This window comes from Arthrobacter sp. SLBN-112 (assembly GCF_030944625.1).
GTDB lineage: Bacteria > Actinomycetota > Actinomycetes > Actinomycetales > Micrococcaceae > Arthrobacter.
The window spans coordinates 3,790,637-3,813,292 of record NZ_JAUSXY010000001.1; the positions used below are offsets into that span (position 1 = coordinate 3,790,637).

The 22,656-nt window shown below is 68.3% G+C and carries 16 protein-coding genes; 13 read left to right on the forward strand and 3 right to left on the reverse strand.

The window, feature by feature from the left end; translation table 11 throughout:
• The first annotated feature begins 30 nt into the window (after positions 1-30).
• The 6 genes from QF050_RS17605 to QF050_RS17630 all read left to right on the forward strand — a co-directional run bounded on the left by QF050_RS17605 (position 31) and on the right by QF050_RS17630 (position 7,108).
• Positions 31-708 (forward strand): TetR/AcrR family transcriptional regulator, encoded by a 678-nt coding sequence (locus tag QF050_RS17605; RefSeq protein WP_308931570.1) that lies wholly within the window; start codon positions 31-33, stop codon positions 706-708.
• A 15-nt stretch (positions 709-723) separates the two neighbouring features.
• Positions 724-3,246 (forward strand): MMPL family transporter, encoded by a 2,523-nt coding sequence (locus QF050_RS17610; protein ID WP_308931571.1) that lies wholly within the window; start codon positions 724-726, stop codon positions 3,244-3,246.
• Positions 3,247-3,255: 9 nt separating this feature from the next.
• Positions 3,256-3,900: a nucleoside triphosphate pyrophosphatase gene (locus tag QF050_RS17615; RefSeq protein WP_308931572.1), complete on the forward strand. Its 645-nt coding sequence runs from the start codon at positions 3,256-3,258 to the stop codon at positions 3,898-3,900.
• Between the two features lie 129 nt (positions 3,901-4,029).
• Positions 4,030-5,841: a biotin carboxylase N-terminal domain-containing protein gene (locus QF050_RS17620; protein WP_308931573.1), complete on the forward strand. Its 1,812-nt coding sequence runs from the start codon at positions 4,030-4,032 to the stop codon at positions 5,839-5,841.
• 17 nt (positions 5,842-5,858) lie between these two features.
• On the forward strand, positions 5,859-6,296 hold the full coding sequence (locus QF050_RS17625; RefSeq protein ID WP_109863418.1) for a nuclear transport factor 2 family protein: 438 nt from the start codon (positions 5,859-5,861) through the stop codon (positions 6,294-6,296).
• 74 nt (positions 6,297-6,370) lie between these two features.
• On the forward strand, positions 6,371-7,108 hold the full coding sequence (locus QF050_RS17630; RefSeq protein WP_308931574.1) for a glutamine amidotransferase: 738 nt from the start codon (positions 6,371-6,373) through the stop codon (positions 7,106-7,108).
• A gap of 51 nt (positions 7,109-7,159) precedes the next feature.
• Here QF050_RS17630 and QF050_RS17635 read toward each other — a convergent pair whose 3' ends face one another.
• Entirely contained in the window at positions 7,160-8,569 is a 1,410-nt protein-coding gene (locus QF050_RS17635; protein WP_308931575.1) for an MFS transporter, read from the reverse strand.
• A gap of 278 nt (positions 8,570-8,847) precedes the next feature.
• On the opposite strand from QF050_RS17635, the gene QF050_RS17640 reads away from it, so the two are divergent.
• Genes QF050_RS17640 through QF050_RS17650 form a run of 3 tightly spaced genes read left to right on the forward strand, consistent with a single transcriptional unit; the run spans position 8,848 to position 14,106 of the window.
• On the forward strand, positions 8,848-10,323 hold the full coding sequence (locus tag QF050_RS17640; RefSeq protein ID WP_308931576.1) for an MFS transporter: 1,476 nt from the start codon (positions 8,848-8,850) through the stop codon (positions 10,321-10,323).
• A gap of 1 nt (position 10,324) precedes the next feature.
• Positions 10,325-12,547: a molybdopterin oxidoreductase family protein gene (locus tag QF050_RS17645; protein WP_308931577.1), complete on the forward strand. Its 2,223-nt coding sequence runs from the start codon at positions 10,325-10,327 to the stop codon at positions 12,545-12,547.
• On the forward strand, positions 12,544-14,106 hold the full coding sequence (locus tag QF050_RS17650) for an FAD-dependent oxidoreductase (RefSeq protein WP_308931578.1): 1,563 nt from the start codon (positions 12,544-12,546) through the stop codon (positions 14,104-14,106). Before QF050_RS17645 ends, QF050_RS17650 begins: the two co-directional genes overlap by 4 nt.
• Before the next feature lie 15 nt (positions 14,107-14,121).
• On the opposite strand, the gene QF050_RS17655 is transcribed toward QF050_RS17650, so the two are convergent.
• The gene (locus QF050_RS17655; RefSeq protein ID WP_308931579.1) at positions 14,122-15,537 is read right to left on the reverse strand and encodes an NAD(P)H-quinone dehydrogenase; all 1,416 of its coding nucleotides are present in this window, start codon (positions 15,535-15,537) and stop codon (positions 14,122-14,124) included.
• A gap of 102 nt (positions 15,538-15,639) precedes the next feature.
• Between QF050_RS17655 and QF050_RS17660 the strand changes: the two genes are divergently transcribed.
• Together QF050_RS17660 and QF050_RS17665 are read left to right on the forward strand one after the other, a co-directional pair.
• Positions 15,640-16,458, forward strand: coding sequence for a purine-nucleoside phosphorylase (locus tag QF050_RS17660; RefSeq protein WP_308931580.1), 819 nt, complete (start codon positions 15,640-15,642; stop codon positions 16,456-16,458).
• 58 nt (positions 16,459-16,516) lie between these two features.
• On the forward strand, positions 16,517-18,265 hold the full coding sequence (locus QF050_RS17665) for a phospho-sugar mutase (protein ID WP_308931581.1): 1,749 nt from the start codon (positions 16,517-16,519) through the stop codon (positions 18,263-18,265).
• A gap of 63 nt (positions 18,266-18,328) precedes the next feature.
• Here the strand turns inward: QF050_RS17665 and nirD are convergent, their stop codons facing one another.
• Entirely contained in the window at positions 18,329-18,709 is a 381-nt protein-coding gene (gene nirD / locus QF050_RS17670) for a nitrite reductase small subunit NirD (protein ID WP_308931582.1), read from the reverse strand.
• A 259-nt stretch (positions 18,710-18,968) separates the two neighbouring features.
• Here nirD and nirB point away from each other — a divergent pair, with 259 nt between their 5' ends.
• Positions 18,969-21,611 carry a nitrite reductase large subunit NirB gene (gene nirB / locus QF050_RS17675; protein ID WP_308931583.1) on the forward strand — a complete coding sequence of 881 codons (2,643 nt, stop codon included), beginning with the start codon at positions 18,969-18,971 and terminating at the stop codon, positions 21,609-21,611.
• Position 21,612: 1 nt separating this feature from the next.
• On the forward strand, positions 21,613-22,644 hold the full coding sequence (cobA, locus tag QF050_RS17680) for a uroporphyrinogen-III C-methyltransferase (RefSeq protein WP_308931584.1): 1,032 nt from the start codon (positions 21,613-21,615) through the stop codon (positions 22,642-22,644).
• The last annotated feature ends 12 nt before the right edge of the window (positions 22,645-22,656 follow it).

Consider the following 22,656-nt stretch of genomic DNA (forward strand, 5'->3'; position numbering starts at 1 on the left):
ATAGTGCAAAGTTGCACGTAGTGTAATTACGTGCCAACCACCCTCCCCTCCCCCGATGACCAGCAGGCACCGCAGTCGCGGCGGGAGTTGAACAAGGCAGCCACCAGGCAGGCCATTACCGACGCCGCCCTTGGACTGCTGCGCGCCAAGGGCCCGGGAAACTTCACGGTGGAGGACATCGCCGACGCCGCCGGAATCTCGCGCCGCACGTTCTTCAACTACTTCAGCAGCACCGACGCGGCCCTGGCATCCATCGTGCACGGTTTCCTGGACACCGCCATCCAACAGTTGCGGCTCCGCCCGGCAGAGGAGCCCATGCTCGAATCGGCCCAGGCGGCCCTGGTGGCCCTGGCCGATCCCAAAGCCGTCGCTCCGCTGGCAGAACTGTTTACCCTGACCCAGCAGAGCCCGCTGATGGCCCACTCCGAACTGGAAGCATGGGACCACTGCCGGGCGCAGGTCTTCGCCGTCGCCCGCGAGCGCCTCGCCGGCACGCCGGGCGGGCAGGACGAACTCTATGTCCACGCTTTGGCCGGCTCCATCATCTCCTGTGGCAAGGCCGCCATGGAGGTCTGGTTCAGCAGGCGGGGCCCGGACCTCACAGCAGGTTCCCTGACCGAGCTGCGCCAACTGCTGATCGACTCGATAGCCCTGCTGGGCACAGGCTTCACCCCCGCTGCTTCACCTTCCGCTACCCGCTCCTCCTGATCAGATCGGTTCCGCATGGCACTCCTCCTCTACCGCCTTGGCAAGTTCTCCTACCGCCGGCGCTGGCTTGTCATCTCCTTGTGGCTCGCCGTGCTGGTGGCCGTGGGCGGCTCGGCCGCAGCATTCCACGGCACCCTGTCCAACAACTTCCAGATCCCTGGAACCGAAACCCAACGGATCGCTGACAAGCTCAAGCAGGACCTCCCGTCCGCCTCCGGCGGAAGCGCGACCATCGTGTTCGAAGCCCCGGGCGGCGGCTTCACGGACCAGAGCCGCGCCGCCGTCACAGACGCGCTGAAGAAGCTCCAGACGCTGCCCGAGGTCCGCGGCACAGTTGACCCGTTCGCCACCCAGGCCCAGGTGGACCAGGCCGCCAAGGCGATCACGGACGGTGAACAGCAGCTGGCCGCCGGCCAGGCACAGCTCGACGCTTCCCGGGCCCAGCTGGACGCCGGCAAGGCGCAGCTGGCCGCGGCCGAGCAGCAGCTCACGGCCGCCGGGGCACCGGCAGCAGTGATCGACGCCCAACTCGGCCAGCAGAAGGCGGCGCTGGCGGCAGGCCAGGCCAAGCTCGACGCCGGCACCCAGGAACTGGAGGCCAACAAGGCCAAGCTGGAGCTCGGCAAACGCCAGGCCCAGGCGGCATCCGCCATCCGTTTCGTCTCCGAGGACAACCAGGCCGCCGTCGCCCAGGTCCAGTTCAACACCTCCATCAACGGGCTGGCCCCGGCGGTCCGGAAACAGGTTCAGGACATCGCCCATGAAACGTCGTCAGCCGGCGTCAAGGCGCTGGCCAGCAAGGAAATCACGGAGGACATCTCGGCCCTGTTCGGGACAGCGGAGATCGTGGGCATCGCGGTCGCCGCGCTGGTCCTGATCCTCATGCTGGGTACCCTGATCGCCGCCGGCCTGCCGCTGCTGATGGCCATCATGGGCGTCGGCGTGGGCGTGGGCGTGACCTTTGCACTCTCCGGCCTGTTCGACATGAGCTCCATCTCCCCCATGCTGGCCCTCATGCTCGGCCTCGCCGTCGGCATCGACTACTCACTGTTCATCGTCAACCGGCACCGGACCCAGCTCCTGGCCGGGATGGACGCAGAGGAGTCGGTGGCCCGGGCCAACGGCACCTCCGGCAACGCGGTGGTCTTCGCCGGCCTCACCGTCATCATCGCCCTCGCTGCCTTGGTGGTCCCCGGGCTGCCGTTCCTCACCGTCATGGGCCTTGCGGCGGCGGGGACCGTGGCCGTGGCCGTGCTCGTGGCCATCACCCTGACCCCCGCCGTGCTGTCCCTGATCGGCCGCCGCATCATCTCCCGGCGGGCATGGGCCAAGGCCGAGGCGCACAACGCCGAGCCGGGCCACGAAGCCGCAGACCTCGCCACCGACCGGCAGCGCAGTACGCGCGGTTGGGGCGGACTGGTCACCCGGCACCCGTGGGTTGCCCTGGTGGCCGGCGTCCTGGTGCTCGGCACCCTGGCACTGCCGGCCACGCAGCTGCAGCTGGCCCTGCCGGACGGCGGCTCCGAGCCTGTGGATTCGGAGGCCTACCAGGCCTATGACCTGACGGCGCGCAGCTTCGGCGAGGGTGTGACGGGCCCGATCGTGGCGGTGGGCGAGTTCCCAGCGAACCTGGACGCAGGCCAGGCGCAGAAGCTGCAGTACGACATCGCGGACAAGCTCCGCGCCGTGGACAACGTGGTGGCCGCCGTGCCGGTGGCCCTGAGCGAGGACCGCCGGACCGCCGTGTTCCAGGTCATTCCCAAGGAAGGCCCCGCCAGCGCGAGCACCGTCAAAGTGGTCGCCGAACTGCGCGGACTCAACGGCGAAATCCAGTCGGACTACGGCGTCGCCATGGGCCTGACCGGGCAGACGGCCGGCAACGTGGATGTCTCCACCAAGCTCGGCGCCGCCCTGCCGCCCTACCTGGCGATCGTCGTCGGGCTTTCCCTGGTCCTGTTGCTGCTGGTGTTCCGCTCCATCGTGGTCCCGCTGCTGGCCACCGGCGGGTTCCTGCTGTCCCTGTCGGCGGCCTTCGGCGCGGTGGTGGCGGTGTACCAGTGGGGCTGGCTGGGGGGCGTGTTCGACGTCGCCAACCCGGGCGCCGTGCTCAGCTTCCTGCCCATCATCCTGATCGGCGTGCTGTTTGGGCTGGCCATGGACTACCAGGTGTTCATCGCCTCCGGCATGCGCGAGGCGTACATGCACGGCTCCGAGGCCAAGGAAGCTGTCCGGGTGGGCTTCCGGCACGCAGCCGCCGTGGTGACAGCCGCTGCGATCATCATGGTCAGCGTGTTCTCCGGCTTCATCTTCAGCCACCTCACCATGGTCCGGCCGCTGGGCTTTGCCATGGCCTTCGGTGTCCTGTTCGACGCCTTCGTGGTCCGGATGACCATTGTCCCGGCCGTGATGTACCTGCTGGGTGCCAGGTCCTGGTGGCTGCCGCGGTGGCTGGACCGGATCCTGCCGGACGTGGACGTGGAAGGGGCCAAGCTCAACCGTGGCCCGGCCGCCGCCGCCCCGGGCGAACTGGTCCACTAGGCTGAAGCCGTGCACCATCTGATTCTCGCGTCCCAGTCCCCCGCCCGCACCAAGCTCCTGGCCGAGGCCGGCATCCGGCACACGGTCCTGGTGTCCGACGTCGACGAGGCCGCCGTCCAGGAGCGGTACGGCGTCACCGACCCGCACGACACCGCACTGCTGCTCGCCAGGGCCAAGGCCGAGGCCGTGGCGTCGCTGCCGGAAGCGGAGGGTGCCCTGGTGCTGGGCTGCGATTCCGTCTTCGAGTTCGACGGCGAGGCGCACGGCAAGCCCTACACGGCCGACGTCGCCCGGGACCGGATGCTCCGGATGAGCGGCAACGCGGGGGTGCTGCACACGGGCCATTGGCTGGTGGATTGCAGGGACACGGACGACGACGGCAGCGGCGGCCGCGGTTCGGGCGCCACCCTCGGGGCGGTCGCCTCCGCCGAGGTCGCCTTCATGGACATGGAACCGGCGGAAATCGACGCCTACATCGCCACCGGCGAGCCGCTGCACTGCGCCGGTTCGTTCACCATCGACGGCCTGGGCGGGGCCTTCATCCGGAAGGTCGACGGTGACCCGCACGCCGTCGTCGGCCTGTCCGTCTCCACCCTCCGGGGCCTTCTTGCCGCCGCCAATGTACGCATCACGGATCTCTGGCCCGCGCGCTAAGAGCTACATTTTCGGGATGCCTTGTAGCTTCCCTACAAAGGAAGGCTGGTTTACACGCGGATTCCGCAAGTAATATCGGCGGAACCCTCAAAACCGCGCTAGGCTCCCTGAAGGAAAGAAGGAGACGCCTTGTCAGCAAATTTGGAGCAGTCCGCAGGTCCCACGCAGTCGACGACCCTCACAAAGGTGCTGATCGCCAACCGCGGGGAAATCGCCGTCCGCATCATCCGTGCGGCCCGGGACGAAGGCATCGCCTCGGTGGCCGTCTACGCCGACCCGGACCGCGATGCGCTCCACGTCCGGCTCGCTGACGAGGCATATGCCCTGGGTGGCACGACGGCCGCCGAGTCCTACCTGGTGATGGACAAGATCATCGGCGCCGCCCGCCAGTCCGGCGCCGACGCGATCCACCCCGGATATGGATTCCTGGCCGAGAACGCCGAATTCGCCGCCAAGGTGATTGCCGCCGGCATCACCTGGATCGGCCCCTCACCCGAGGCCATTTCCGCCCTGGGCGACAAGGTGCAGGCCCGTCACATTGCCGAGAAGGTCGGCGCCCCGCAGGTCCCCGGCACCGCCGATCCGGTGGAATCCGCCGAGGAAATCCTCGAATTCGTGGACAAGTTCGGCCTGCCGGTCGCCATCAAGGCGGCCTTTGGCGGCGGCGGACGCGGCATCAAGGTGGCCCGCACCCGCGAGGAAATCCCCGAACTCTTCGAGTCCGCCGTCCGCGAAGCCACCGCCGCCTTCGGCCGCGGCGAGTGCTTCATTGAGCGCTTCCTGGACGCCCCCCGCCACGTCGAGACCCAGTGCCTGGCCGACGCGCACGGCAACGTAGTGGTCGTCTCCACCCGCGACTGCTCCCTGCAGCGCCGCAACCAGAAACTCGTGGAGGAAGCCCCGGCCCCGTTCCTCACCGAGGAGCAGAACCAGCGGCTCTACGAGTCCTCCAAGGCCATCCTCAAGGAAGCCGGCTACCTCGGCGCCGGCACCTGCGAGTTCCTGGTAGGCCAGGACGGCACCATTTCCTTCCTCGAAGTCAACACCCGCCTCCAGGTGGAGCACTGCGTCTCCGAGGAAGTCACCGGGATCGACCTGGTCCGCGAACAGTTCCGGCTGGCCCGCGGCGAGGAGCTCGGCTACGGCGACCCCGAGGTCCGCGGCCACTCCTTCGAATTCCGTATCACCGGCGAGGACCCCGGCCGGAACTTCATGCCCGCCCCCGGCACCATCAGTGTCCTGAAGAACCCCACCGGTCCCGGCGTGCGGATCGATTCCGGCGTGGAGCAGGGCGACGTCATCAGCGGCAACTTCGACTCCATGCTCTCCAAGCTGGTCGTCACCGGCGCCACCCGCGCCCAGGCCCTGCAGCGCTCCCGCCGCGCACTTGAGGAAATGGTGGTGGAAGGCATTCCCACCGTCATTCCGTTCGACCTCGCCGTGGTCAGCAACCCCGACTTCGCCCCGGCCGAGGGGCCGTTCAAGGTCCACACCCGCTGGATCGAGACGGCCTTCACCAACGACATCCCCGCCTGGACCCCGAGCGGCGCCACGGATGAAGAGGCCGACGCCGGCGAACGCCAGCGGGTCGTCGTCGAGGTGGGCGGCAAGCGGCTGGAAGTGGTCCTCCCGGCGTCCCTGGGCACCCCCGGAACCGCAGCAGCCGCGGGCAAGCCCGGCAAGTCGAAGAAACGGTCCCGGTCCGCCGGCCCCGCTGCCGCCACCGGCAACGCCCTTACCTCCCCTATGCAGGGAACAATCGTGAAGGTCGCTGTTTCGCACGGTGACGTGGTGTCCGAAGGGGACCTGGTGGTGGTCCTGGAGGCCATGAAGATGGAGCAGCCGTTGACGGCGCACCGTTCCGGCACCATCACCGGACTCACCGCGACGGCGGGCGAAACGGTGTCCGCGGGCGCCATCATCGCCACCATCGAAGACTAGAAAGCGCTGCACCGGCCATGCTTGCACCAAGTTTCCAGGAAGAAGTGGACCGCTACCACCAGGCGGTTCCCGAAATCACCCGGGGCAACCCTGCTCCCATCAAGGACCTGTACTCCCGGCAGGACGACGTCACCCTGGCCAACCCGTTCGGCGGCATCGCCCGCGGCTGGGCGCAGGTGGAGGCCCGGCTTGACCAGGCGGCGCGGCAGTTCCGCGACGGCGAGATGCTGGGCTTCGACACCGTCACCTCCTACACCGCCCGCGACACCGCCTACCTCGTGGAAACCGAGCATTTCCGGGCACGGCTCGATGCCGCGGCCGCCACGGAGGAATTCGCGCTGCGCGTCACGAGCATCTTCCGCCGCGAGGAAGGCTACTGGAAGCTGGTGCACCGGCACGCGGACCCCGCGGCCCGGCCCCAGTCCCGCCGCTCCCTGACCCAGCCCGCCGCCTGACCCTTGGCGAAACCCTGCCGGCACGGACACGTCCGGTGCTGGCAGGGGTCGGCGCCAACAGGCAGACTTAGCAGATGCTGCCTTTTCTGCTTCTCGCTTCCAGGGCCGAGGACGCCGCCGCCGAGGACGAGTACGCCGCCTACCTGAGGTACGGCGGCCTGGAGGAGCGGGACCTGCACCGGGTACGGCTTGAGGCAGCTCCGCTGCCCGCACTGGACCTTTCGCAGTACTCCGGCGTGATCGTCGGCGGCAGCCCGTTCACCTCCAGCGACCCGCCCGCGGACAAGAGTGCGGTCCAGCACCGGGTGGAACGGGAGCTTTCAGGCCTCCTTGACCAGGTGGTGGCCCTCGACTTTCCGTTCCTGGGCGCCTGCTACGGGGTGGGAACCCTTGGCACGCACCAGGGCGCGGTGATCGACCGGACCTATGGGGAACCGCTGGGAGCGGTGGAGATCGAACTGACGGACGCCGGGCTGCAGGATCCCCTGCTGCACGGGCTGCCCCGGACGTTTACGGGGTTCACCGGCCACAAGGAGGCGGTCAGTGCGCTGCCGGGGCACGCCGTCCTGCTGGCGCGCTCCACAGCGTGCCCGGTCCACATGTTCCGCATCAAGACCAACCTCTATGCCACCCAGTTCCACCCCGAACTGGACGCCGAGGGGCTGGTGACCCGGATCGATATCTACCGGCACGCCGGTTACTTCCCGCCGGAATCCGCCGAAGAGCTGATGGCGGCCGCCCGCCGGTTCACCGTGACCGAGCCGATGACCGTCCTGAAGAACTTCGTGGCCCGCTACGCCCGCGGGGCATGAAAAAGCCCGGCGGGCCGGATGGCCGCACCGGGCATTGTGGCGTTGGAGAAATCAGGCCACGTTGTTCTCGTAGTCAAGGTCGCGGGTTTCGCGGGTGAGGAACAGCGCGATCAGGGTGAGCACGGCCATGGACGTCAGGTACACACCGACCAGGACGGGGCTGCCTTTGGCCGCTTCCCACAGCGCGACGGCGATGAACGGCGCCACCGCTGCGCCCAGGATGGACGAGAAGTTGTAGCTGATGGCAGAGCCGGTGTAGCGGACGTTCGTGGGGAATAGTTCCGGCAGCAGCGCCCCCATGGGCCCGAAGGTCAGGCCCATCAGGGAGAAACCAACGATCAGCAGGCCCATGGTGCCCACGAAGCCGCCGCTGAACAGCGGGACGAACAGCAGGCCGAACACGAAGATGCCGGCAGTGACGGCGAGAAGCATCTTGCGGCGGCCGTACTTTTCGGCCAGGGGTCCGGAAACCAGGGTGAAGATGCCGAAGAAGACGACGCCGGCGATCAGCATCCACAGGAAGTCGTTGCGGGTGTAGCCCAGACCGGGAACGAACGCGGCAGCGGCAGCCTCAGTCATGGGCTTTCCGGCCTTTTCGGCGGCCGCCTGCGCACCGGCCAGCGTGGGCTTGGTGCCGTACGTGAGGGTGAACGTGGTCATCAGGTAGAAGAGCACGTACGTGGCCAGCATGATGAAGGTGCCCAGGATCAGCTGCCGCCAGCTGGACTTGAAGACGCGGCCCAGCGGAAGCTTCGCGACCTCGTTGGACTCCACCACCTTGGTGAAGGCGGGGGTTTCGATCAGCTTGAGCCGGACATACAGGCCCAGGATCACCATGACGGCGCTGAGCAGGAACGGGACGCGCCAGCCCCAGGCCTGGAAGGCCTCCGGCGTCAGCGTGTAGCTGGCCACCAGGAAGATGACGTTGGCAATGATGAAGCCAATGGGTGCGCCCAGCTGCGGGAACGTGCCGTAGATGGCCCGCTTGTTGGCGGGGGCATTTTCCGTGGCCAGCAGCGCCGCGCCGCTCCACTCGCCGCCCAGCGCCAGGCCTTGGGCAAAGCGCATGATCACCAGCAGGGCCGGTGCCCAGAATCCCCAGCCCGGGACCAACGCGGTGGGAAGGCAGCCGATCAGGAAGGTCGCAATGCCCATCGTCAGCAGCGACGCGACGAGGGTTCCCTTACGGCCGAACTTGTCACCGAAGTGGCCGAAGATGATGGAGCCGAGCGGGCGGGCGACGAAGGCAACGCCGAAGACTGCGAAGGAGCTCAGCAGCTGGGTGGTCTCGTTCTGGCCCGGGAAGAAGAGCTTCGGAAAGACCAGTACGGCGGCGGTGGCGTAGACGTAGAAGTCGTAGAACTCCACGGTGGTGCCGATCAGGCTCGCCACGATGACGCGGCCGCGGGAGTTCACCGGCTGGTGCGCACCAGGCACCGTGGTGGTATCGGGGGATGACATAGGTAAACGCTTTCGTGAGACCGGCCGGGCGCAGGCAGGGCCGCCTCCCGGCTCGAATAGTTAGAGTTCGATCTTACTTCGCCACGTCCAGTCAATGGACGAATCGTCCATTATTCGGACCTGTGTTGTGCGTCTCATGATGCAGTCTCCCGGCCGGGCCTCACGCCGGTTTGCTGACCCGGATAGGCAAAAGTCACAGCGCGTTAACAAACATCGACTGTCCGCGAAACGAGCCTTCCCTACCTTGGAGGAACAACATCCCCTGAAGGAGGTAACCCGTGACTGTTGACCGCACCGTTGATGCCGGCGCCGGAAATACCCTTGACTTTGATGAGGCCACAGGGCCGGCAGCCGTTGCCGCATCCGCCAGCGCACAGCCCGGCCGTACCCGCACCACAGACTCTCCTGCCCTTGAATTCCGCCCCGGCCGCTGGATCGCCAACTGGGATGCCGAGAACAAGGAGCAGTGGGAAACCGCCGGCCGCGCCATCGCCCGCCGCAACTTGAACTGGTCCATCTTCGCCGAGTTCCTCGGCTTCGTGGTGTGGCAGTTGTGGTCCATCGTGGTGGTCCAGCTTCCCGCCGCCGGCTTCACTTTCTCCACCTCGGAGATCTTCTGGCTCATTTCGATGCCCAGCCTGGTGGGCGCCACCCTCCGCATCCCCTATACCTTCATGGTCCCCCGCTTCGGCGGACGGAACTGGACCATCGTGTCCGCCCTGTTGCTCCTGATCCCCTCCACCGGACTGGCACTGTGTGTCTCCAACCCGGGCACGCCGTTCGGCGTCATGCTCCTGGTGGCCGCCCTCGCCGGCTTCGGCGGCGGCAACTTCGCCAGCTCCATGGCCAACATCACTTTCTTCTACCCGGCCAGGGAAAAGGGCTGGGCGCTGGGACTGAACGCCGCGGGCGGAAACCTGGGCGCCGCCATCGCACAACTTGCCGTTCCCATTGTGATCACCCTGCTGGCCGCCGGCACCGTCAACCTTCCCATGGCCGGCTGGATGTGGGTTCCCTTCATCCTTCTCGCAGCGTTCGGCGCCTTCAAGTACATGAACAACCTCACCAGCGCCAAGGGCGACGTGGCCGGCTCGGTCGCCGCGCTCAAGGAACCGCACCTGTGGGTCATGGCGCTGCTGTACATCGGTACCTTTGGCTCGTTTATCGGCTTCGCCGGTGTGTTCCCCAAGCTGATCAAGGACTACTTCCCCGCGTTCTCCTCCATCGGAGTAGGCACGGTGGCCCTGTCCCTTGCATTCCTGGGCCCCCTGGTGGGCTCGCTGGCCCGCCCGTACGGCGGACGCATGGCGGACAGGATGGGTGGGGCCCGGATGACCGTGGCAGCCTTCGCTTCCATGGCCGTCATCACCCTCACCATGATCTGGACCCTGCCGCTGAAGAACTTCTGGCTCTTCCTGGTCCTCTTCCTGATGCTGTTCACCGCCAGCGGCTTTGGAAACGGCGCCACCTACCGGATGATCCCCGTCATCTTCGCCACCTCCAGCCGGGCGGCACGCAACGGCGCAAGCTCCGTTGCAACCCAGCGCCTCGCATCCTCGGCACTCGGCCTGATCTCCGCGATCGGCGCGTATGGCGGCTTCGTCATCCCCCAGGTCCTGAATGCCTCCAGCACTGCCAGTGGCTCCTACACCCCGGCCTTCTACGGATTCGTTGGCGCCTATGTGGTGATGCTGCTGGTCTGCTGGACCTGCTACATCCGCAACGCCGGCCGGAACGCGATGGGACACGTCTAACATGGCCAAAAGCGCCGACACGCACTGCCCCTATTGCGCCCTGCAGTGCGCCATGACGCTCACGTCCCCCGCGGACCTGGCCCCGGCTGCACAGCCGGGGCCAGGCCCCGTGCCTGCTCCTTTTGACCTGAACCCCACGCCGTCCCCGGCCCTGGAAGTGGCCGGCCGGGACTTCCCCACCAACCGCGGCGGACTCTGCCGCAAGGGGTGGACTTCCGCGGCGTTGCTGAACCACGCCGGCAGGATCACCGAACCGCTGTTGAAGGGCCCCGACGGGGTCCACCGGCCCATCGGCTGGGACCAGGCCCTGGACCTGGCCGCGGCGGCAGTGAAAGATGCCCGCGCACGCCACGGAGCGGACGCCGTCGGCGTCTTTGGCGGCGGCGGACTCACCAACGAGAAGGCCTACCAGCTGGGCAAGTTCGCCCGGCTGGCCCTGGGCACCTCCCGGATCGACTACAACGGCAGGTTCTGCATGTCCTCGGCAGCTGCCGCCGGCATGCGCGCCTTCGGCGTGGACCGCGGCCTGCCGTTCCCGCTCGAAGCCCTGGACACCGCCGGCACCATCCTGATGCTCGGTTCGAACGTGGCCGAGACCATGCCGCCGTTCGTCCAGCACCTGCAGGGTGCCCGCAACGCCGGCGGATTGATCGTGGTGGATCCGCGCCGTTCCGCCACGGCAGCCTTCACGGCCGACGGCGGCGGCATCCACCTCCAGCCCCTGCCGGGCACCGACCTCACCCTGCTGCTGGGGCTCTCGCACGTGGTCATCCACGAAAACCTGGTGGACACCGGCTACCTGCAGGACCGTACCTCCGGCTACAACGCCGTAGCCCGCAGCGTCAACGCTTTCTGGCCCGAGCGCGTGCAATCCATCACCGGCGTGCCCGCGGACCTGATCCGGGAAACTGCCCGCAGGCTTGCCGCCGGGGCGCGTGCAGGCGGCAGCTACATCCTCACCGGCCGGGGCGTGGAACAGCACGTGGACGGCACCGACACCGCCACCGCCGCCATCAACCTCAGCCTCCTGCTGGGCCTGCCGGGCTCGGCCCGCAGCGGCTACGGTACCCTCACCGGGCAGGGCAACGGCCAGGGTGGCCGCGAGCACGGCCAGAAGGCTGACCAGCTCCCCGGCTACCGGAAGATCACCGACCCCGCAGCCCGTGCCCACGTGGCCTCCGTGTGGGGCGTACCCGAGGCGTTGATCCCCGGCCCCGGGCTGCCTGCCGTCCAACTGCTGAAGTCGCTGGGACAGCCCGACGGCGTCCGGTGCCTCTTCGTTCACGCCTCCAACATCGCCGTGGCCGCCCCCGACGCCAACGCGGTCATCAAGGGCCTGCGCAGCCTGGACTTCCTGGTGGTGTGCGACTTCTTCATGTCGGAGACCGCTGCGGAGGCTGACCTCATTCTTCCGGTCCTCCAGTGGGCCGAAGAAGAAGGCACCCTGACCAATCTGGAAGGACGCGTCCTGCGCCGGCGCCGCGCCATCTCACCACCCGCAGGCACCCGCAGCGAGCTGTGGATCATGGCCCGGCTGGCCGAGCGGCTGGACGCCCCCTCCACCTACAGCGAGGACCCCGAGACCGTCTTCGAGGAACTGCGGCTCGCCTCCGCGGGCGGCCTGGCCGACTACTCCGGCATCGACTACGCCATGCTGGACCGGGGCGAGGCCGCCTACTGGCCCTACCCGGCCGGCAGCACCGGCACGCCGCGGCTGTTCCGGGACGGCTTCGCACACCCGGACGGCAAGGCGGTCATGGTCCCGGTGGCTCCCCGCCGCCGTCGTCCTTCCGCTGCCAACTCCGGTGCGAACGCGGCGGCCGGCGGCAAGGAAATGACCCTCATCACCGGGCGCCTCCTGGAGCACTACCAGTCCGGCGCGCAGACGCGGCGTGTCTCCGAACTGCTCGCCGCGCAGCCGGAAGCGAAGGCGCAGATCCACCCCGCGGCCGCCGAGGCCCTGGGCATTACCGCCGGCTCGCTGCTCTCCGTGGCGAACGACCGCGGGGAGGTGGTCTGCCGGGCGGAGCTCAGCACGGCCATCCGCCCGGAAACGGTCTTCCTGCCCTTCCACTTCCCGGGGGCCGAAAGCGCCAACCGGCTGACCGAAGCCGCCACTGATCCCGTCTCCGGGATGCCTGAATTCAAGTTCAACACCGTGTGGGTCCGGCCCGTGGCCGCACCCGATTCCGCCCGTATGCTGCAAAAGACGGAGGCTTCATGAGCGAGCAGATTGTGATCGTGGGATTCGGCCCCGTGGCCGCCAGGCTGGTGGACGAGCTCATGCCCGCCGTCCGCGGCGGACATGCCCGCCTCACCGTGGTGGGCGAGGAGTCCGAGGCCGCCTACAACCGCGTCCTGGTAGCGGACCTCGGCGTCGGCCGCACCACCGCCGGCGCCCTGGCCCTCGCCGACGCCGCCGAACTGGCGGCCGAGGGGGTGGATGTCCGCCTGGGTGTGCGGGTCAAGCGGGTGGACCGGGCGCGGCAGCAGGTCCTGCTTTCGGACGGCACCGCGGTGCACTACGACAGGCTGGTGTTTGCCACCGGCTCCCGGCCCGTCATCCCCAACCTCACCGGCATCAACCCCGACCCGGCCTCCCCCGTGCTTCCCGCCGGGGTTACGGCTTTACGCGACCTCCGCGACGCGGACGTGCTCCGGCAGGCGGTGGACGGCGGCAAGCGGGTAGTGATCCTGGGCGGCGGCGTCCTGGGTTTGGAGACGGCCCTGGCGGCGGCGGAGGAAGGGGCCACGGTCACCGTGGTCCACAACGGGCCGCACCCCCTGGGCCGCAACATCGACCGCGGCGGCGGCGCCGTCCTGGCCGCCGGGCTGCGCCGGTGCGGCGTCCGGGTGGCAGGCAACGCCCGCTCCACCGGCGTTGAGCACAATGCGCCCGACGGCGGTTTCTCGGCTTTGCTCCTGGACGACGGATCAGCGATCGACGGCGACCTCCTGGTCATCTCGTGTGGGGTCCGTCCGCGGACCGAACTGGCCGAAGGCTGCGGACTGTCCACCGGAACCGGGATCCTGGTGGACCACCGGCTGCGGGCGCACCACGAACCGCACATTTTCGCCATCGGCGACTGCGCGGAGGTTCACTGCCCGGATCCGGGCTGCGCCGCATGCAGGAACGCCAAGGGACCCTCCGGGCTTGTGGGTCCCGGCTGGCGCCAGGCCGAATGGCTGGGCGGCTACCTCACCCTCCTGGCCGAAGGGGCAGCCGCGGAGGCGGACCTGCTGCCTGGCCTGCCGCCGGAACAGCCCGGCGTCGTGGTGTTGAAGGCCCGCGGCCTGAACATGGCGGTAGCCGGGGACAACGGCGCCGACCCCTGGGACGAGGAAGCGCTCACGGCGGGGGCCGTCAACGGCCGGCCGCGCCTGCAAATCGCCCAATGGGCCGATCCGGAGCATGGCCGCTACGTCAAGATGACCACCCGCGGCGGAGTGCTGGAAGGCCTCGTGTCCGTCGGGATGCCGCGCACCGCGGCCGAACTGGTAGGGCTTTTCGAACGGGGCGCGGAACTCCCGGCCGACCGTTCCCTGCTTTTGCGCCTGGACGGCCCAGACCAGGTCCCCGGCGCCGGCACCGCCGACCCCGCCGGTACCGTCTGCCGGTGCGCGGGTGTCAGCGGAGCCGCAATCCAGGGCGCTGTGGAGGATGGCTGCTCAACCGTGGCGGAAGTATCCAAGGCCACCCGGGCCGGCACGGGATGCGGCGGTTGCCACGAGGACATCAAGGGGCTCATCGAAAAGCACTTCCAGGCGGTCGCGGCGGCCTAGGTCCTGGCCCCTTGACTACATGTGGACGTGCAGGCGGCGGGCGGCCTCGGAGATGGAACCGGTCAGGGACGGGTACACGGTGAAGGTGCTGGCGAGGTCATCCACGTGCAGCTTCTGCTTGACCGCGATGGAGATCGGGAAGATCAGCTCCGACGCGTTGGGACCCACCACCACGCCGCCAATCACGGTTCCGGAGCCCTTACGGGCAAAGATCTTCACGAAGCCGTCCTTGGCGTTGCGCATCTTGGCGCGGGCGTTGCTCCGAAGCGAAAGCTTGATGATGTCCGCCTGGTACTTGCCGGACTCGATCTCGGCCTCGGACACCCCCACGTTGGCGATCTCCGGGGACGTGAAGATGTTCGACGCCACCTGGTGGAGTTTGAGCGGGGTCACGCCGTCTCCCATGAAGTGCGCCACTGCGATGCGGCCCTGCATGGCGGCCACGGAGGCCAGCGGCAGGACGCCGGTGCAGTCGCCGGCAGCGTAGATGTTCGGGGCGGTGGTGCGGGACACGCCGTCAACCTTGATGTGGCCGCTGTCGCTGACGGCCACCCCGGCTTCTTCAAGGCCCAGTCCCGCGGTGTTGGGGATGGAGCCCAGGCAGAGCAGGCAGTGGCTTCCGGTCACGGTGGAGCCGTCGGCGAGGGTCACCACCACGCCGTCGTCCGTGCGTTCCACGGACTGGGCGCGGGAGCGGGACAGGACCCGGACCCCACGGCGCTCGAAGACTTCCTCCAGCACCACGGCGGCGTCCACGTCCGAGCCCGGCAGCACGCGGTCGCGGCTGGAGACCAGGGTGACCTTGGAGCCGAGGCCGTTGTAGGCGGAGGCGAACTCGGCACCTGTCACGCCGGAGCCGACGACGATCAGTTCCTCGGGCAGTTCGTCAAGATCGTAGATCTGGGTCCAGTTCAGGATCCGCTCACCGTCCGGGCGGGCTGTTTCCAGTTCGCGGGGGTGCGCGCCAACGGCCAGCAGGATGGTGTCGGCTTCCACCGTCTCGGTGCCGTCAGCGGTCAAGACCTCGATGGTGTGGGGGTTCAGGAGGCGGCCGGAGCCGGCGATGATGCGAACGCCCAGCTTCTCCAGCCCGTCACGGATGTCCTGGGACTGGTTGCGCGCCAGGTTGAGGAGCCGGTCGTTGATGTGCTTGAGGTCGGCGTGCATCACGGGCACGAAGTCACCGCCGTCGACGTCGAACTTCACTCCCAGCTCGCCGGCCTCAGCCACCCGGGTCATGAGGTCGGCCGTGGCGATGAGGGTCTTGGAAGGAACGACGTCGGTCAGCACGGCGGAGCCACCGAGCCCGGCACGTTCGATGATGGTGACCGTCGCCCCGAGCGAGGCGGCGACCATGGCCGCTTCGTATCCGCCGGGACCGCCTCCCAGGATCGCGATTCGGGGGGAACTGAAATCTGGATGCGTAGTCACAGTCATCCATTCTCGCCCATTCCGGCCCGACCACCAAGAAAACGGGCGCTTTCGGGGCCAGCCGTGATGAGGCCAACACTGGCGGCAGGATAACTTGTACTGGTGAGTACAACAGACTTCCTGAACACGGACCCGTTCGCCGCCGCCCGCGCCGCCGCGGACTACATTGCCGAGGAGACCGGCGTGGACCGCCACGACGTCGCCCTGGTCCTCGGTTCCGGATGGGGCGAGGCGGCCGACCTCATTGGCGAAACCACTGCCACCCTCTCCGCGGAGGAAGTCCCCGGCTTCCATGCCCCCGCCGTGGAAGGCCACGTGGGAACCATCCGGTCAGTCCTGACCAAGGACGGAAAGCGCGCCTTGGTCCTGGGTGCGCGGACACACTACTACGAGGGGAAGGGCGTCCGTGCAGTGGTGCACGGCATCCGCACCGCCGCGGCGGCCGGGTGCGGCACGCTGGTCCTCACCAACGGCTGCGGCGGGCTGAACGAGGCGTGGGCGCCCGGCACCCCGGTGTTGATCAGCGACCACATCAACCTCACCGCCGCGTCCCCGCTGGAGGGCGCCACGTTCGTGGACCTCACAGACCTGTATTCCCCCCGGCTCCGTGAGCTGGCCCGCGAGGTGGATCCCACCCTGGACGAGGGCATCTACGCCCAGTTCCCCGGCCCGCACTACGAGACGCCGGCTGAAGTACAGTACGCCAAGCGGATCGGGGCGGACCTGATCGGCATGTCGACGGCCCTGGAGGCCATTGCCGGCCGCCACGCCGGAATGGAAGTGTTCGGTATTTCCCTGGTCACCAACCTGGCAGCGGGCATCAGCCCCCAGCCGCTCAGCCACCAGGAAGTCATCGAATCCGGCCACGCCGCGGGCCCGCGCATCTCCCGGTTGCTGGCCGACATCATCGCCCGGCTCTGAACGCCCCGGGCTGCCGGGGTGCGGGCAGCGGACCTGCAATGACGATAGCGTTAGGCCCATGACGCCTTCCGATGCCGAACTTCGCCTGCTTGCCGGGGCCCGGGAATGGGCTGCCCTGGATCCGGATCCCGCAACACAAGCATCGCTGCTTGAGCTTGTCAGCCTGGTTGAAGAGGGCGACCCCGCGGCCCGGCAGGAACTGGAAGACAGCTTCCGCGGCACGCTGCAGTTCGGCACGGCGGGCCTGCGTGCCGCGCTCGGACCCGGGCCGAACCGGATGAACCGGGTGGTGGTCCGCCGCGCCGCAGCCGGACTGGCCGCCTTCCTGGTGGACGCCGTTGCCGACTCCGCTTCCGGCACCCGGCCGCGGGCCGTCGTCGGCTATGACGCCCGGCATAACTCGGATGTCTTCGCAGCCGAAACCGCCGCCATCTTCACCGCGGCGGGCATCGAGACGTTCCTGCTCCCGGCAGCCCTCCCCACTCCCCTGCTGGCGTACGCCGTTCGCGCCTTGGAATGCGACGGCGGCGTCATGGTTACCGCCAGCCACAACCCGCCACAGGACAACGGGTACAAGGTCTACCTGGGCCGGCATGCGGTGTCCGCTGATGGTGACGGCGCCCAGATCGTGGCACCCTATGATGCCCGGATCGCCGAGCGGATCAGCGCCGTGGGTCCCGTTGACTCAATCGAACTGGCGGACAGCGGGTGGACCGTCCTGGACGGCTCGCTGGCCGCGGACTACCGGCAGGCGACGGCGGCACTGGCCATGCCGGACCGGTTCCCCGCCCGGGACCTGCGGATCGTCCTGACCCCGCTGCACGGCGTGGGCGGCGCTACAGCACTGGAGGTCCTGAAAGCGGCAGGTTTCACGGATGTCACCATGGTGGCCGAACAGGCCGAACCGGACCCCGAATTTCCCACCGTCAGCTTCCCCAACCCGGAAGAACCCGGGGCACTCGACCTCGCCGTGGAGGCGGCCGTACGGCTCGACGCCGACCTCGTCATAGCGAACGATCCCGACGCCGACAGGGCTGCCGTCGCCGCCAAGGACCCGGACACCGGTGCCTGGCGGATGCTCCGCGGAGACGAAGTTGGCGCCTTGCTGGGGGCCCATATTGCCGCCAGGCTCGCGGACGCCGGCACCGGCGCCGAGGCGGACCACCAGGGCGTCTTCGCCAATTCGATCGTGTCCTCACGTCTGCTGGCTCGCGTTGCGGCCGCCGCGGGATTCGCCCATGAGGCAACCCTGACGGGGTTCAAGTGGATTTCCCGGGTCCCCGGCCTCACCTACGGCTACGAGGAAGCGCTGGGTTACTGCGTTGCGCCTGACCTGGTGAAGGACAAGGACGGCATTTCCGCCGCCCTCCTGGTCGCCGAACTCGCGGCCACCGCCAAAGCCGCCGGCAAAACGGTCTTCGACACCCTCGACGAGCTGTACCTCCAGCACGGCCTGCACGCCAGCGACCAGCTGAGCATCAGGGTCGCGGACCTGGGTCTCCTGGACGCCATGATGAACCGGCTGCGGGTCTCGCCGCCGGAATCGTTCGGGCAGTCGGCGGTGGAAGTCTTCACGGACCTGGCGGAGGGAACCGGGCAGCTGCCGCCCACGGAGGGCCTCCTGTACATCACCAGGGACCTGACCCGCGTGATCATCCGGCCCAGCGGCACGGAGCCCAAACTCAAGTGCTACCTCGAAGTGATCCACCAGGTGGGTTCCGCTGCGGAACTCCCGGCGGCGCGGCAGGCTGCGCGGGCCGCGCTGGACGAGGTCCTGCACGATGTCAGCGAGGCACTGGGACTTTAACCGCCCTGGGTTAAACGCCAAAGGGGCGCCGCTTGGCGCCCCTTTCGTGTGTGCGGGAAAGTCCTAGAGTTTCACTTCGACGAACCCGTTGGTGATCCGGGTGCTGAACGCATCCAGGCGCAGGCCCGGGGTGGTGAAGCATTCACCGGTTTCGAGGTCGTAGACCTCTTTGTGCAGCGGCGAGGCGATCGTGGGGCGCGTGCCCTTGGAACCAAGGATGCCGCGCGCCATGACGTGCGCGCCGGTGGCCGGATCCTGATGGCCCACGGCGAAGACTTCGCTTGGGCCGGTGCGGAACAACGCCACCTGCATGCCTGCTACCAGGGCGGCCTCGCCCCAGGCGGGTTCGAGGTCATCCACCGCGCAGACACGGTGCCAGCCGGTCCGGAATCCGGCGGTGTCTGATTCGGCGGCGAGCGCCCCAAGTTCCAGTGTTGCCGTCATGTCCGGCTCCTCTCCCTGTGCCTGTTGTCTTTGCAAGCGGCTGCTTGTGCTGCCGTGTTCCACGCTAGGTTCCGGGTGTTTCAAGGGGGTGCGGTGAATGTGTCCGGCGGGTAAAAGAGAATTCACGCGGCCGGAAATGCGTTCGTGATGCAGAAGTTAAGTTGACGAAACAAAAGGGAAACTGAGGCGAAACTGCCCCTCCCTAGGCTGGAGGCACAAGCTGCAGAGCACCGTCTGCGGCCCATGCGAAAGGCCCACCGTGACCGAACAGACTTCAAGCACCGAGACTCCGCGCCGCATCGTCGTCGCCGGCGGCGGCCCTGCGGCCCACCGTTTCGCGGACGCCATGCATGCCCGCGGCCTCGACGGCTGGCATGTCACGGTCCTCACCGAAGAAGCCCACCTCCCCTACGACCGGGTGGCACTCTCCAAGGCCCTCACGGACACCGGCGTGGACCTGACGCTGGGAACGGCCACCATGTGGGACCACGGCTCCGTGGCCCTGAAGACCGGCGAGCGCGTCGTCAAGGTCAACGCCGAAGCCAAGACGGTGGAAACGGCCGCAGGCAACACCTACGAATATGACGAACTGGTGGTGGCCACAGGCTCGGACGCCGTGCGCCTGCCCATCCCCGGCGCCCAGCACGCCCACGTCTACCGGACGCTCGAGGACGTGTGGGCCATCAACAAGGCCGTCACAGAACTCACCGAAAAGCTCGGCCGCAAGATCAACGCCGTCACCATCGGCGGCGGCCTCCTGGGGCTCGAATCCGCCGCCGGCACCGAACAGCTCGGCGCCACCCCCGTAGTCATCAACGGGGCCCCCTGGCTGATGAACACCCAACTGGACGAGGGCGCAGGCCAGGCCCTGGGCCGCCTGATCGAAGCCAAGGGCTTCGAGGTCCACGGCGGAGTGTTCCCGTCCGAGATCCTGGCGGACGACGACGGCCAGGTCACCGGGGTGCTGATGGCCGATGAACGCATCATCCCGGCCGACCTGGTGATCGTGGCGGTCGGCGTCAAGCCCCGCGACGAGCTCTTCCGGGCCGCCGACGGCGAAGAGCAGCTTTTCAGCCTGGGCCAGCGCGGCGGCGTGGTCATCAACGACTACTGCGCCACCGAGGTCCCCGGCATCTGGGCCATCGGCGAGGTAGCCAACTTCGGCGGCATGTGCCTTGGCCTGGTGGCTCCCGCCAACACCATGGCCGAGATCGTTGCCGACCGGCTGCACGGCGGCGACGCCACCTTCCCCGGCTTCGACACCGCCACCAAACTTAAGCTCTCCGGCGTGGACGTGGCCAGCTTCGGGGACGCCTTTGCCCGCACCGAGCACGCCCTCGAAATCGTTTACGCGGATCCCGCACGCGGCGTGTACCAGAAAATCGTCACCACGGATGACGCCAAGACCCTCCTGGGCGGCATTTTCGTCGGCGACGCCTCTCCCTACATGAGCCTGCGCCCGCTCCTGGGCCGCGAACTTCCCGCCGAGCCCGGCGCATTCCTCAGCGCCGCAGGCGGCGGCGAAGCCCCCGAAACCGAGCTTCCCGACGACGCCACCCTCTGCTCCTGCAACAACGTCACGGCCGGAACCATCCGGGACGCCATCAACGGCTGCGGCGCATGCGAGGGCAATGCGCCCGTCCAGGAACTGGGCGAGCTGAAGGGCTGCACCCGTGCCGGAACCCAGTGCGGTTCCTGTGTCCCCATGCTGAAGAAGCTGCTGGAAACCGAGCTGACCAAGTCCGGCGTCGAGGTCTCCAAGGCGCTGTGCGAGCACATCGAGCTGTCCCGCCAGGAACTGTTCGACGCCATCCGCGTCCTGGGACTGACCTCCTTCGAGGAGATCATGGCCAAGTATGGCACCGGGGCAGGCTGCGACATCTGCAAGCCCACCATTGCCAACATCCTGGCCAGCCAGAACAGCGCCTACGTGCTGGACGCCGGCCGCGGCACCCTCCAGGACACCAACGACCGGGCCCTGGCCAACATGCAGAAGGATGGCACCTACTCGGTGGTCCCCCGCATCGCGGGCGGGGAAATTACTCCCAAGAAGCTCGGTGTGATCGCCGCCGTCGCCGAAAAGTACGGCCTCTACACCAAGATCACCGGCGGCCAGCGGATCGACATGTTCGGTGCCCGGCTGGAGCAGCTCCCGGAGATCTGGAAGGAATTGGTGGACGCCGGCTTCGAGTCCGGCCAGGCGTACGGCAAGAGTCTGCGGACGGTGAAGTCGTGCGTCGGTTCCACCTGGTGCCGGTTCGGCGTGCAGGACTCGGTAGCCATGGCCATCCAGCTGGAGCTGCGCTACCGCGGCCTGCGCAGCCCGCACAAGCTGAAAATGGGCGTCTCCGGCTGTGCCCGTGAATGTGCCGAGGCCCGCGGCAAGGACGTCGGCGTCATCGCCACCGCGGACGGCTGGAACCTCTACGTCGGCGGCAACGGCGGAGCCACCCCCGCCCACGCCCAGCTCCTGGCCAAGGACCTGGACGACGAAACCCTCATCAAGTACATCGACCGCTACTTCATGTACTACATCCGCACTGCGGACCGCCTTCAGCGCACCGCCCGGTGGCAGGAAGAGCTCGAGGGCGGCATCAAGCACGTCGAGGACGTGGTGGTCAAGGACACCCTGGGCATCGCCGCCGACCTTGAAGCGGCCATGGCGAAACACGTGGACACCTACGTGGATGAATGGGCGGACACCCTCAAGGACCCCGAACGGCTACGCCGGTTCCGTTCCTTCGTCAACGCACCCGACCAGAAGGACGATTCCATCACGTTCGTCCCGGACGAGCGCGGCCAGATGCGCCCCGCCACCGCGGAGGAAAAAGGCAAAGTCCTGATTGGCGCTTCCATCCCGATCCGCGCCGCCACGCCGGAAACAACTGGAAACGAGGCATAACATGCAGCTCAGTATCGACCTCACGGGCCGGGACGTCCTGGTGACCGGCACAGACACTGCCGCGCGGCAGGCGGTGCGGCGGTACGAAGCCGCGGGCGCCGTCGTCCACCGCCTCAGCAGCCCGGGCAGCGCCCACGGCGCCCACCTGCCTGAGCGGCTGTTCCTGGTCGCCGCCGTCGAGGACGGACAGCCAGGCTGGGGCGCCCTAGTGGACCGCTGCCGGGACGCCGGCATCCCGGTCGCCGCGGAGCCTGCCGCAGGCCCTGCCGGGCACGTCACCCTGGTGGGCGGCGGTCCCGGCACCGGTGACCTGCTCACCGTGGCTGCGGTCAAGGCGCTCCGGGATGCGGACGTCGTCTTCTATGACCGGCTGGCCCCGTACCAGGAGCTGCCGCTGCTGACTTCCGCCGAGCTGGTGGACGTCGGAAAGAAGCCGGGCCACCACAAGGTCAGCCAGTCGGACATCGAAAAACTGATGGTCGACAGCGCCCTGGCCGGCAACAACGTGGTCCGCCTCAAGGGCGGGGACCCCTATGTCTTCGGCCGAGGCGGCGAGGAGGTAGCCGCGTGCGTGGCCGCCGGTGTCAAGGTCCACGTAGTGTCCGGTGTGACCAGCGCCATCTCGGTGCCGGCCGCCGCCGGCATCCCGGTCACCCACCGCGAAGTCAGCCACATGTTCACGGTGGTTTCCGGGCACGCCCCGCTCACCGAAAAAGAACACCACCACCTGGCCGGCCTGGGCGGGACCATCGTGGTGCTGATGGGCATCGGGACCCTTCACCAGCTCGCCGCAGGCCTGCGCCGCGCCGGGATGCGCCCGGACATGCCCATGGCAGTGGTGGAACGCGGCTACCGGCCCGGCCAGCGCACCACCATCGCGGACCTGGGCACCATCACCTCCGCCGCTGCCGGTTGCAGCAACCCGGCAGTACTGGTCATCGGCGAGGTGGTCCGGGTGGCCGAAGTCAACCGGCAGCATGCCGGAGCCGCCGCCGACCTGGACAGGCTGGCGGCCTCGCTGCTGGGATCATGAAAGGATTGACCC